Below are 13,105 nucleotides of genomic sequence, written 5' to 3'. Positions count from 1 at the left end.
TCAAAAAAAGAAATTTATCTATTACTTTTGGCAATTTTCTTTTCCAAATTTTTAATTTCTTTTTTTAAACTAGAAATTACACTTTTTTCAGTTGCAGTTTTTAATTGAATTTTTAAATCTTCAAGCAATATTTGATCAGCATTCAATTTAGAAGAATTACCAACAATAACTTTAGTTTCATCTAACTTAACACGTTCAAATTGTTCAATATCTTTAGAAGTTGACCTAATTTTTAAAGTTTTCTTATTATCCTTATTTTGCATAATTCCTTACTCGCTTGAAACATCTAATGTTAATGTAAAAATTAATAAATAAACATAGATTAAGTATAAAATATCAATTCTAATAAATCTAAAATTTAATAATCAAATTATTTTTGATTTGGATTGTCTTTAGATATGTTGACATGAGATAATTCACGTCTTTTATTTTGGATTTCTTTGTAATTATATTGTCTATTAACAACATTTCTATTTTCATAATTTCGTCGTTGTATTTGCGCAATAACAATTTCTTCATCATTTTTGAAAGCAAACAAAGGTTTTTCATTAATACCCATTGCAACAGCATCAGCCAATAAGTTCATAAATAAAGTAATAGAACGAATGGAAGTGTTATTAGCAGGAACAATATAATCAATTAAGTTTGGATTTGCATTTGTATTTGCAATTGCAACAATAGGAATATTCAACTTTCTTGCTTCCATAATTGCATTTTTTTCATGAACTGGATCATCCACAACAATTACATTTGGCAATCCATGCATGTTCTTTATCCCACCAAAAAATTTTTCCAATTTATTTAATTTTTTAATTATTAAAATTTGTTCCTTTTTTGTATATTCACTTAATCCATTTTCACGGCGCTCTGTTAATTTCTTTAACTGTTTGATTGAATTATTTATAGTCTTAAAATTTGTTAAAGTTCCACCAAGTCATCGTTGATAGATATAACTAATTGAAGGAACACGATTTGCAATTTCTTTAACTAATTCTTGAACTTGCTTTGTTTTTGTCCCAACAAACAAAATAGTGCCATTATTTTTAGAAACTTCAAAAAGAAAATCAAAAGCATTTCTAAGTTTTTCGTGAACAAGTGGCAAATTAAATACATCATACGGAGTAGTAAAATTAACTCCCCTTTTTGTATATATGTAAGGCTTCATCTTTGGATTTCATCTTCTTTTAGAAACACCAATATGACCGCCAACTTCCATAATTTTACTTGTACTTACTATTGGTTTTTCAATGTGCTCATTACTTTTTTCAAAAGTTGTATCTGAATTTACTGTGCTATCTAAATCAGTTTTTGCAGCAACACTATTTGTAGTTGCTGATTCAGAATTATCAATTTCAATAATCATTTAAAATTTAAAAATAACCTTTCTAATATACTTGATTCATAACAAAATGTAAGACAAAAATTTATTTACATAAAATAAATAAAATTTAAAAACATTTGTAACAAATTATACATAATTTAACATAGAATTGACTTTTAATATTAAATTTATCAATAAAATGTATTTTAAAAATATAATTAACTTGAATATAAATAGTAAAAGAAATATAGAAATGAAATATTATTCCTATGAAGATTGCATATCTGATTGACTCATCTGCTGGAATTCCAGAAAATCCCAATAAGCATATTTACTTAGTTCCATTAGAAATTATAAAAATTGAAAATAATAAGGAAATAACATACAAATCAGGAATCAATTTTGATATTAATAATTTGAAAATTGAAATTGAAAATAAATCTCAACTAAAAACAGGTCAAACAGTTATTGGAGAAGTTGAAAACAAAATTTTTGAACTATTAAAAGAATATGATTATGTGATTGGGATACCAATTGATAGGCAATTTTCTGGAACTTTTAATACATGAAAAATGTTAGAAACAACTTTTGAAAATAATAGATTTCATGTTGTTGATGCTTTAATAGTTGAATCAGGAATTAGTTTTATTATTGAAGAGATTGATAACTATCTAAAAAATAATGATGAATGTGATTGACAAAAAATTGATGAAATTGTTGATATTAACAGAAAAAAAATGGCAGGAGTATTAGTTGTTAATGATGTTTCAAGATTAATTGCAGGTGGCAGATTAAAAGGTTGGAAAGCTTTTTTAGTTAAAACATTAAAAACAAAAATATTGATTAAAATGCATGGATTAGACGGATTGCTAACTTACTTTAACAAAACACAAACTGATGATAATGCTAAAAAAATGTCTTTAGAATATCTAGATAGCATAATTAATTGAAAAAAACATGGAATAAAAAATGTTAAAATAATTACATCTATTTTAGACACAAACAAAAATAAAGAAATAGTAGCTGAATATAAAAAGCTCCTACCACAAAACATTGAATTAGATTGAACATATATTAGTCCTGTTATTGGTTTGCATACAGGAATGAATAATTATGCAATATTTATTCAAACTAATTAAGAGCATAATATATGGAAAATAAATACATAAGCATTTTTTATAATTTTCAAACATTGCAAGATACATTAGTAGTAAAAATTAGTGGTAACAAAATACCTAGTAAAACCATTTTTAAAAATAATTTATTGTTCTTTTATGATAATGAAAATAATATATTAGGTTTTAATATACATAAAGTAAGTGAAAAAAAATTAAAACTAAATTATGGTTTAAATGAACCAACACCTTATTTAATTCAAGAATTAGAAAAAATTACAAATTTAGAATTATCTCATTTTGTTAATAAAATTCCATTTGTTGTTGGAGTTATAAAGGATGTTGAAAAAATTTCTAATAGTCATTTAAATTATTGCACTGTTGATATAGGTGAAGAACAATTAAAAAAAATTATTTGTGGGGCAAATAATGTCAAACCAAACATTAAAGTAGTGGTAGCACTACCTGGTTGTATTATGCCAAATGGACAAGAAATATTTAAATCAAAACTTATGAATTTTGAATCTGAAGGAATGATTTGTAGTGCAAAAGAATTAAATTTATTTGATTCAAAAAATATTCCAAAAAGTATTCTAGAATTACCAAATGAAACAAAAGAATTTAGTCAATTTAAAGAAGTATATAATTGCAAAAATAATATGCTTTAAAAATAAATCTTCTAAATACAAGTTGCCATGTAAATGTAGTTAAAATTTAATGAAAATTTTGAAAAGGAAAAATATGGAAATAAAAAAAATAAATGTTCTTGAAAATTTTTATTGTTGCATGTCAAGATGTATTGACTATTTAAATGAATATGTATTTGATGGTTTATTCAATGAAATTGTTTTTGTAATTCAAGGGGAAAGATCAACAAGTGTTAATTCATTAGGTGTTTTTTGAGCTAATAAGTGAAAAATTAATGATAAAAAATCTCATGAACTTTCAATAACATCTGAAGCAATTACTTGGCAAGATCCTAAAAAAATATTAAACACCTTAACCCACGAACTAATTCATTATAAAGCATTTGTAATGGATATTAAAGACACAAATAAATCTGGAAAATTTCATAATAAAGAATTTAAAAAACTTGGTGAAGAAATAGGAGCAATTTTTGATTTGAAAGACCCAAAAATAGGTTATTCTGATTTTAAAGCTAGTCCAGAATTAGATAAAATTTTTGAAAATTGTATTAATGAAAGTGGTTTAAACAAAATACTAGGTGAATACACAAGGATCAAAAAACCTAGTGAAAAATCAATTAAAAAATTTTTCAAGTACATGTGCCCTGGCTGTAATATATCCATTAAAGCCCCACTTGATGCACAAATAATTTGTGCATCTGATGGAATTGAGTATGAATTTAGAGATAAACTTCCAATTAATGATTTGGATGATTAAATTTATCGGTTAAATATAAATAATAGTCTAATTAAGTTTCAAACAAGGCCCATTAAATTAACTAACATTCAAAATCCATAAGAAGCTGCTAATGAATTAGTTAAAGTTCTATTGCCAACTAAATCAACAAAATCACTACTTTGTTTGATTTGTGATACTATAAACACTATATAACCCAAATTAAATAATCCGCCAACAAGAGTTGAAACAATTACAAATCATGAATTAGAATTGTAACCACCACCAAAAAATGGAGTAAAAATAAACATAACTGAAAAAACAACACTAGAAAGCAATCACACTATTGTGGCAGCAATGATAAAAGTAGAAAATTTAGCAGATGCTTTTCTTGACATCTTAATTCCTATTAATGACATTCCAATAAACATTAAACCTGCAACACCAAAAACTGAAGCTACATCAATAACATTGATGCCAGAATTAAGACCAACTGTAGAAGAAAATTTAATTGCATATAACAAACCGCCAATCCCTATTGATTGGGCAATTATATATAAGGTATATACAAAAAAAGTAAAAGTCATAGTTCCATGAGTTTTACCCCTTAAAAACATTCCCATTATTGTAGAAACAAGAATAAATATTGGTGAAATAATTAAAAAATTATTTGCAACGTTTGCACCAGAACTATTTTGTGGTAGTAAGTAATAAAGGAGAAATGAAAAAACAAATATTAAAAAGAAAGAAATTCCTGTAAACAAAAAAGAACGTGACAATAATTTTGATTGCTCTTGCCTAAAAACTCATCTACTTTCCAATGGGGTATAAACATTATCGTAACTCACAAAAATCTCCTTAGTTTAAGTAGTGTATCTTACAAATTCAAAATTGAAGATATAGTACATATATTATATTAATTTTTTGGTTTTCACTAAAAATAACAAAAACCATAAAAACTGCTATATTCTTAAAATAACAATTAAATAAAGTTATTAAAGGAACACTTAAAACAAATTAAAAACATCTATACAATAATATATGTAAATTTATAACAAATGAAACTTTATTAAAAAGTAGAAAATTATTTTTAAAAACTTATTTTTTTAAAGTTAACTTAATTAAAGGATCTTTAAAATTAACATGTGATCCAAAAGCTGGAATAATAGTTAAGTCATAATTAACTAAACATTCATTTAAAACAACAATTGGTGTAATTGTTTTTAAATTTTTATTTCTGATGATATCAAAATCAACATCTACCAAATCAGCATAAGGTTTAATTGTATCCCCAACTTTAATTTTAGGTTTAAAAGCAATTAAATTAGAACTATCTAAATTGGTACTAGAATTTAAAGTAACTGTATCTAAACCAATATGAATTAATATTTTGATACCATCAATATCAAGAATATATGCATGACCTGTTGGAAATGCAACTTCAACTTTAACTTCTTTATTAGATGGAGAAATAACTTTTTCACTATCTGGTTCAATAGCAAGACCTTGCCCCATTAAATTTTCTGCAAATGTTTTGTCTGGAATATCTTTAGAATCAACAACAATTCCACTCAATGGTGCATGAATAATTATTTCATTTGGCAAAGTATTCATTGATGATGTATCTGAAGTAATTATTGGTTCATCTTTGCTACCATTTTCAATTTGATCAATATACTGTTTAAGTTTTTCACTATCAATACGATGATCAATGATATTGTTCATTTGGGTTTTAATTGGTTCACTTTCAGTTCCAAAAATTGCATGAACTAATGTTGGACTTGGACTTAATAAACCATTAGAACCCAATGCCTTAATCTCATTTTCATCAACCTTGGATGGATCAATTACATTAACTCGAAGTTTTGTAATACATGCATTAACTGCTTCAATATTTTTAATCCCCCCAAAAGCATCAATTAATTTGTAAGCAATTACTTGAGTATTAGTAAACTCTTGATCTACTTTAGAATTCTTACTTGCCATGTATTTTTTCTTAGAAATTAATTCTCCGCCACGACCAGGAGTTTTTAAATCAAATCGTTTAATCAAAAAGTAAAAAATAGTAAAGTAAATTGGAATATAAACAATGCCAATAATTGGTACAGCTCAACTATGAACATTAGCACCTAAAGCATCAGGGACAATTCCATAAATAGTGTAATCAATTAAACCGCCACTAAAAGTCATTCCTAAATTTGCACCAAATAATGACATAAATCAAAAACTAAATGCACATAAAACTGCATGAATTCCTCAATACAATCAAGGAGCTAAGAATAAGAAAGTAAATTCTAATGGCTCAGTAATTCCTGTTAATAATGAAGTTAAAGCTGCAGAACCAACAATTGAAAAAGCAGTTTTACGATTTTCTTTAGGTGCAGCCATAATCATTGCTCCAGCAGCAGCTGGTAAACCAAAAATCATGAAAGAAAACTTACCTTGTTCATATTGACCAGGATTCACACCCGGGAATGCAGGAGTAAATTTAGTTGCATCAAATGGAACTGATGTTCCTGAATTTAAAGCATTCAATAAATCTTCATTTGTTGTTGTGACTGCCCCAGGGTTTGGGTTTCATGTATTTTGGGCAAACGTTTCAAATGTCATCTTATAACGTTCATAATGTTCACCATTAGATAAAATTAATTCTTTGCCAATTAAATTACTATTTAATGCAAATCATAATCTTTGATCACCAGCAAATGCATCAGTACTAAAAGCACCGTTACCATTAAGACCATTAATAACACCAACTCAAGTCTTATCATCAACTAAAAGATGTTCAGAACCATTTAAAACATAACCAATAACTGCATAGACACTACCATTCATGTGGATATAAGGTGTAATTGATCCGGCATTAGTCATAGTTCCGCCCGCAGTGGTGTACCATAATGGAGTATAAAATGCATGGTGTAAACCAAATGGCACTAATGCTCTTTCAATATAACCAAATATTAATGCATTAGTTCCGCCATTAGCACTTAAAGTACCTAGACCAATACCAATTTCATTCAGACCTAAACCAATTCCAGGTCAAATCATTGCAAAAATTAATGACAATGGAACCATTGCTAATAATGAAATTATTGGCACAAAACGGGTTCCAGAAAAAAAACCCAAAATTTGTGGCATACGAATTTGATAAAATTTGTTGTATAGAATGGCTACAATTGAACCGACAATTGCGCCACCAAAAACAGATGTTTGTAATGAAAAAATTCCTACATTTTGACCAAATACAGAAGCAGGTAATGATGTTCAATACAACATGTTGTATGTTTCCTGACCAAAAGTATCTTTAGAACCACCAATAATTAAAGCACTTTGCATTCCATTAAATGCAATTCAAGCAATTAAAGTTGATAAACCAGCAACTCCAGCATCCCTAGTAAAAGCAATTGCAATTGCAACAGCAAAAAGAACTGATAGATTACCAAATACAAAATCTCCAGCATTTTTTAAAAACAAACCAAATATTTTCAATGCTTCATTTGTACCAGCATTTGTTACAATTGCTGCACCAATACCAAGCAATAAACCTGCAATTGGTAAAACAGCAATTGGCATCATTAATCCTTGAGATAATTTACCAATAAACTCTTTTGTTGCACCCTTTTTAGGTTTTTTAAAAGAAAATCGTTTTTTTAATTTTGAAGACAATGAATTGCTTTCAATTTGAGTTGAATTATGTGAACTAAAATTAGACACAAATGATCCTTTCTTGTCAAAACATAAATTTAAATCATAAAAAATACTTAAAATTTAGTTTTATAACTTTAATATTTTTAATAAAAACATTCAAAAATTTATAAATTGAGATTAAAAATTATTCCACCAATTGCGAGCATAGAAAAAAGAATTCCTAAACAAAAAAAACCACTAGCTCTATATTTAATTCACCAAGACTTTCATTTGTTTTGTTCAAAATTTAAATCAGAATCTAAAGAAGAAAATGATTTGAGATCGTTGTTATTGCTGCACTTTTTAAATTTATAGAAATAATAACTCAATGAAAAACTTACAATTGCAATGAGAGCAAAAATAGAAACAATCACCCAAAGTCCAATTAATAAATTTGAAGAAATTGACCTTGAAACTTTGGACATCAAAAACAAAGAAGAATTTGATGAAAATTTAATTAAATTCACATTAACTACTTTTTTCCTAGTAAGAGATTAGTTTCTTGGTAAAAACTCCAATAACTAATCAAAATCATTATAACAAAATAAATAATAAAAGATTTTCAATATAAAAATTAAAAAATTAATTATTTTCAATTCCTGAAATGACATTTATAAATTTAATTTATTAAGGATTAATATAATTTTATTTTCTATCTAAAACAAATTTGTGTAAATTATAAGTATTTGATAAATGTCATGCAACATAAAATCATAATACTTTTATTACTAGTTAAAGTGTTTTCATTTTTTTATTAAAAATAGAATTAGTATATAAAACATCCATCAAAATTAAAACAATACTCATGGCAATAAAAAAAGTCCCATAAACAAAAATAGAGATGTCTGGCCTATTACTACTATCATTGGCACTAATAAATGTACTATAATCAGGATAACCAATAATTGTTAAGGTAATTCCAGCAACTATAAATAATATAGTAACAATGACCATAATAATTAGCACATTTTTATTATTAAAAAAGTTTCTTACTTTATTTTTGGATAAATTACTTTTCTTATTACTCATAAATTAAATCCTAATTACTTTCAGAACTAATGTTAACTTTATCATCTTCACTATTTTGATGTAAAAAAGTTTCATTGTTCAAGTTAAATTCTTTGTTTTTATTATTTTTAATCTCTAATGAATCATTTTTATTACTTTTAAATAAAGTCTTAAATTCCTTATTTCTTAAAAAACCATATAAAACACATGTTACTGCTGTTCCAATAACAATTGATAATATATAGAACCCAATTCCTGCAGCAACCCCATAAGTGTTACTACCAACAGCACCTAAAACTGCAACAATTAGTCCCCCAGCAGGAGCTGCATTAGTAACACTTAACCCAGCAGCAATTGCTCCAGCAACAGCACTTCCAATAACATTACATATAATTGCTTTTTTTGGATCACTAATAGCAAATGGAATTGCTCCTTCAGAAATTCCTACTGATCCCATAATAATTGCAGAAATTCCTAAAGATTTTTCTTGATCATCAAATTTATTTCTAAAAATCAAAGTACAAAAACCCATGCCTAAAGGTGCAATTGGGATTGCTGCACCCATCATTCCCATTGGTTCATAAACATTAGAGCTTACCAATGTAGAACAAGCTATAAAAGCAACTTTATTAATAGGTCCTCCCATATCAAATCCAGTCATTGCGCCAATAAGCAAACCAATTAATATACTAATTCCAATTCCTAATTCTTGAGGCACTCCACCAGCTTCAGGCGGTAAGAAAAGACTCTTTAATGCATTAATAAATTGTCCCATAACATAAGAAATAGGTGCACCAATCACAAACATCGCCAATAAAGAATAGAAAATACCAACACCCAATGGAATAACAAAAATTGGCATAATTGATGAAATAGATTTTGGTACTCTTCAAGTGTTAATTCATTTAACAGTATAACCAATTAAAAAACCAAAGATAATTGCCCCAACAAAACCCATTGGTGCTTCAACACTAATTCCAGCAAATGGATAAATTGCTGTTGTTGTATTTCCTAACACACTAACTATAAAAGCTGGTGCAAGAGCTGCTCTTCCAGAAATTGAATATGCAATATATGCTCCCAAGGCACCAATCATTAAAGTAAATGCAATAGAACCAATTTGACCTAAGTAGTATAAAAAATCACCAGATGGAATTTGAAAAGATGGATTACTAGCTATTTGATCCCGATAAATTGCACTAGATAAACCATTAGATAAAGCTATACAAATACCACCCAAAATAACAAATGGAATCATATATGAAATTCCAGTCAAGATATGTTTCATGAATGAAGTTTTAGATTTTTTATCATTTAAACCGTCTTTAGATTTTAGCTCAATTCCTTCTTGACCATAAACAGTAGCCTTTTCAAAAGCTTCATTAATCAATGACAATGGTTCATGAATTGCTCGTTTAACTGCCACTTGATAAATCTTTTTATTAGCAAAACGATCTAATTCAATTTTAATGTCTGCAGCAATAATTAAAACATCAGCATTATCAATGTCTTCTTGAGTAAATCTGTTTTTAACTCCAGATGATCCATGAGTCTCAACCTTGATTTTGTATCCATTATCTAAAGCAGCTTTAGTAATTTTTTCTGCTGCCAAATATGTATGAGCCACACCAACAGGACAAGCTGTAATTGCAATAATACTTTTTTTTGTAGTAAGACTATCATTATTCGGCAATTCATTAGTTTTACTATTTTTCTTAGCAAAAATATTTGAATCAATTAAATCGAAAATTTCATCTTCAGTTTTAAGTTGATTTAATTGATTACAAAAATCTTTATTCATTAATGATGATGATACAGTACTTAAAACTTCCAAATGTTCAATAGACTCATTTTGACTTGGCATCATAATTACAAATGCTCTAGTTGTTTTTTGCCCATCAATGGCTTCTCATTCAACTGGATTTTTAAAAGTTACATACATAACTGATGATTTAATAATTGAATCATCCTTTGCATGAGGAATAGCAATTCCATCTTCAAATCCCGTTGATGCTTGGTTTTCTCTTGCTATTAATGCTTGTTTTAATTTATTAGCATCATTAGTTATTTTTAAATCAAAAGCTGCATTAGCAATTTTTTCAAAAGCATCATGTTTCGAGGATACATCAAAATTCAACTTAATATAATTTTTATCAAATATTTTCATAACAATTATTTTTTTACGTGTAAATTAGTTTTTTCTCTCATTCACATTGGTGAATCCTTTTAATTTTATTTTATTTATTGAAAAAATAACATTTTAATTTAGTTTTTTTAGTAATTGATTTTTAATTAGATTTAAAAATTAACATATTAAAATCATGAGTGAATAAATTTAGAGTTAAAGACATGTATCAAATTATTGAAAAATTAATTGTTGGCAAAAATTCACAAGATAGTTGTGAAGATGGTTATTTTATATCTAAAAAAATTATTGCTGTTGTTGATGGTGGATCTCCAAAAGGAAAATTAAAATGACTTAACAACAAAACTAGTGGTTGATTTGCTAAAGAATTAATATTAAAAGCATTTGAAACTGTAAATCCAAAATGAAGTAATAAAAAAATAATTAGTCATATCAATTTAGCATTAAGTAATCAATACAAAAACAAAGAAAAATTTTTTTATGAAAATCCTGAAGAACAATTACAAGCAGGTATTGTTTTTTATAATGATTTAAGAAAAGAAATTGTAAGTTATGGTGATTGTCCTATTTTAATTAACAAAAAATTATATGATCATTCCAAATTTATTGATCTTTTATCAACTGGATTAAGAAGTTTTTATTTAAGGCTAAATAATTTAAGAGAAAATAATAAAAAAATTAAAAATCAAGAAAAAATTGTTCAAAATATTATTTTAGATTTTTTAAAAAAACAATCTTTTTTTTCAAATCTTGATCGACCATTTGGTTTTCCAGTTATAAATGGTCTGAAATTAAATCATAAATTAACAATTGTTCATAAAGTCAAAATTGATGATGAAATTGTTTTAGCAAGTGATGGATATATAAAATTAAAACCAACTTTAAAGCAAAGTGAAAATTATCTACAAAAGTATCTAAAATTTGATCCTGAATGCTACAAAATTTTTATGTCAACTAAAGGAATTAAAAAAGGTAATAAATCATTTGATGATCGAACATATATTAGATTTAAAATAATTAATTAAGTTACTTATTTTTTTTATCATTACTTTTAATATTTTGATTAAATTTTCATAATATTTTATGTTGAAAATTTACTTCAATAAAATTAACAAAGTAATAAATTATACCCATTAAAATAGTAATTCCAATTAAAGTTAAACTTATAATTAAAGTTGCATCAGAATAAGATAAATCTTTAAAAAAGTTTTTAATTGCTGTTGTAAAAAATGTTCCACATGAAATTGTAATTGATGCAAAACATTGATATAAACCCAATGGACTAAATTTATTTGTTTTAAATGTTAGTGATAATACATTTGCTATTAATAAGTTATACAAAATGCCATATCCAAAACCATTTAATGGTTGAATACATAAAAATGCAATTGCTCCTGGAACTGATGGACTAACATAGCTATTAGTAATTAAAATTGTTGCAAAGTTATATAAAATAAAAAACAATGCTCCAAAAATATAAATTAAATTCTTGCTAAAATACTTTGTCAAACATAAACCCATTAAAATACCACCAATCAATTGAAAACCACTAAATAATGCAGATACATATCCTTCAAATGCTTTTGTATTATTAGCGCCACCAATATCTTGAATAGTTAAAGTTGCAATTGAATCTCCTGTTGCAAATTTTGTAAAATCAATGCTAGCACCAACAACAATAACACCTGTTAACAATAATCAATCTCATTTATTTGCTATTACCTTTTTTTTAGAAACATCAACCTTTAAACCAACAGAACTTCGATCTTCTTTTAAAAAAATACCAATAACTAAATTAATTACAATTGCACATAATGCAATTACTCAAAGATAGCGCATAAAAAAAGGATCAGCATGATTTGTATTTGTTTCGAAAGCAAAACTTCGAACTAATGATTGAATGGGAGATGCTAAAAAATCAGCTAACAATGGGGGTAATGAAAGAACAGAAATAGTTAAAAAGGGTTTAGTTTTAGCATGTTGTTCATTAAATCATAAACTAAAAGTACCAATACAACTAGCTCCAATTCCGACACCAATAGATTGAATAACATTTGTCTCAAAACTAGGAGATACTATTAATGGAATAAATGTGCAAATTTGAAGGATTAAAGCAATATATACAATTATTTTTCGTGAATGAAAATAGACCCCTAAAAAATCAAAAAAAGGACGTACAACAATGCCAACTAAACCATAAACAGTTAAAGGCACTCATAACAATGCAGTGCTAACACCTAGGTCATTATTCATTGTTCCACGATAAGATCGTACTAACATTAATGGAAACCAAAAGATTGTATAAAAAACAAAAAGTAATTTATATCCAGGATTATCAAATTTTAATTTTCACAAAAGAATACCTGATCCTAAAAAAATTAAAAAGAAAATTCCTAAATTAATTCCAAATGATGTTCAATTAGCTAGATTAAATGTTGAAGAATGTGTTATTAATAAAGATTCCAT

At 26.3% G+C, this 13,105-nt stretch carries 13 protein-coding genes; 5 read left to right on the top strand and 8 right to left on the bottom strand.

What is annotated here, in order from left to right; translation table 4 throughout:
• Positions 1-14: 14 nt before the first annotated feature.
• Together T383_RS0100490 and rpsB are read right to left on the bottom strand one after the other, a co-directional pair.
• A complete protein-coding gene (locus T383_RS0100490) occupies positions 15-263 on the bottom strand; it encodes a hypothetical protein (protein ID WP_033159714.1) in 249 nt (82 codons plus the stop codon).
• Positions 264-370: 107 nt separating this feature from the next.
• Entirely contained in the window at positions 371-1,363 is a 993-nt protein-coding gene (gene rpsB / locus T383_RS0100485; RefSeq protein ID WP_052663890.1) for a 30S ribosomal protein S2, read from the bottom strand.
• A gap of 227 nt (positions 1,364-1,590) precedes the next feature.
• Between rpsB and T383_RS0100480 the strand changes: the two genes are divergently transcribed.
• From T383_RS0100480 to T383_RS0100470, 3 genes are all read left to right on the top strand, one after another.
• On the top strand, positions 1,591-2,460 hold the full coding sequence (locus T383_RS0100480; RefSeq protein WP_033159713.1) for a DegV family protein: 870 nt from the start codon (positions 1,591-1,593) through the stop codon (positions 2,458-2,460).
• An 11-nt stretch (positions 2,461-2,471) separates the two neighbouring features.
• Positions 2,472-3,104, top strand: a complete 633-nt coding sequence (gene ytpR, locus T383_RS0100475) for a YtpR family tRNA-binding protein (RefSeq protein WP_052663888.1) — start codon at positions 2,472-2,474, stop codon at positions 3,102-3,104.
• A 73-nt stretch (positions 3,105-3,177) separates the two neighbouring features.
• The gene (locus T383_RS0100470) at positions 3,178-3,840 is read left to right on the top strand and encodes a SprT-like domain-containing protein (protein WP_033159712.1); all 663 of its coding nucleotides are present in this window, start codon (positions 3,178-3,180) and stop codon (positions 3,838-3,840) included.
• 2 nt (positions 3,841-3,842) lie between these two features.
• Here the strand turns inward: T383_RS0100470 and T383_RS0100465 are convergent, their stop codons facing one another.
• From T383_RS0100465 to T383_RS03995, 3 genes are all read right to left on the bottom strand, one after another.
• Positions 3,843-4,646, bottom strand: a complete 804-nt coding sequence (locus T383_RS0100465; RefSeq protein ID WP_033159711.1) for a hypothetical protein — start codon at positions 4,644-4,646, stop codon at positions 3,843-3,845.
• A gap of 250 nt (positions 4,647-4,896) precedes the next feature.
• On the bottom strand, positions 4,897-7,512 hold the full coding sequence (locus tag T383_RS0100460; RefSeq protein WP_052663887.1) for a PTS sugar transporter subunit IIABC: 2,616 nt from the start codon (positions 7,510-7,512) through the stop codon (positions 4,897-4,899).
• Between the two features lie 98 nt (positions 7,513-7,610).
• Positions 7,611-7,859 carry an MPN207a family PTS transporter accessory protein gene (locus T383_RS03995; RefSeq protein ID WP_408631963.1) on the bottom strand — a complete coding sequence of 83 codons (249 nt, stop codon included), beginning with the start codon at positions 7,857-7,859 and terminating at the stop codon, positions 7,611-7,613.
• Between T383_RS03995 and T383_RS03920 the strand changes: the two genes are divergently transcribed.
• Complete coding sequence (locus T383_RS03920; protein ID WP_169735580.1) at positions 7,834-7,983, top strand: hypothetical protein; 150 nt, start codon at positions 7,834-7,836, stop codon at positions 7,981-7,983. The two genes, T383_RS03995 and T383_RS03920, sit on opposite strands and share 26 nt — an antisense overlap.
• A 234-nt stretch (positions 7,984-8,217) precedes the next feature.
• Here T383_RS03920 and T383_RS0100450 read toward each other — a convergent pair whose 3' ends face one another.
• Both T383_RS0100450 and T383_RS0100445 read right to left on the bottom strand, forming a co-directional pair.
• Positions 8,218-8,514, bottom strand: coding sequence for a hypothetical protein (locus tag T383_RS0100450; RefSeq protein ID WP_033159709.1), 297 nt, complete (start codon positions 8,512-8,514; stop codon positions 8,218-8,220).
• Between the two features lie 10 nt (positions 8,515-8,524).
• A complete protein-coding gene (locus tag T383_RS0100445) occupies positions 8,525-10,660 on the bottom strand; it encodes a PTS fructose transporter subunit IIABC (protein WP_084269000.1) in 2,136 nt (711 codons plus the stop codon).
• A gap of 182 nt (positions 10,661-10,842) precedes the next feature.
• Between T383_RS0100445 and T383_RS0100440 the strand changes: the two genes are divergently transcribed.
• On the top strand, positions 10,843-11,664 hold the full coding sequence (locus T383_RS0100440; protein ID WP_033159708.1) for a hypothetical protein: 822 nt from the start codon (positions 10,843-10,845) through the stop codon (positions 11,662-11,664).
• A 1-nt stretch (position 11,665) separates the two neighbouring features.
• On the opposite strand, the gene T383_RS0100435 is transcribed toward T383_RS0100440, so the two are convergent.
• Complete coding sequence (locus T383_RS0100435) at positions 11,666-13,105, bottom strand: MFS transporter (RefSeq protein ID WP_052663884.1); 1,440 nt, start codon at positions 13,103-13,105, stop codon at positions 11,666-11,668.

Origin of the sequence: Mycoplasmoides alvi ATCC 29626 (assembly GCF_000701785.1) — a bacterium.
GTDB lineage: Bacteria > Bacillota_I > Bacilli_A > Mycoplasmatales > Mycoplasmoidaceae > Mycoplasmoides > Mycoplasmoides alvi.
The sequence above is the reverse complement of the archived record's forward strand: the minus strand, read 5'-3'. Positions and strand labels throughout refer to the sequence as shown.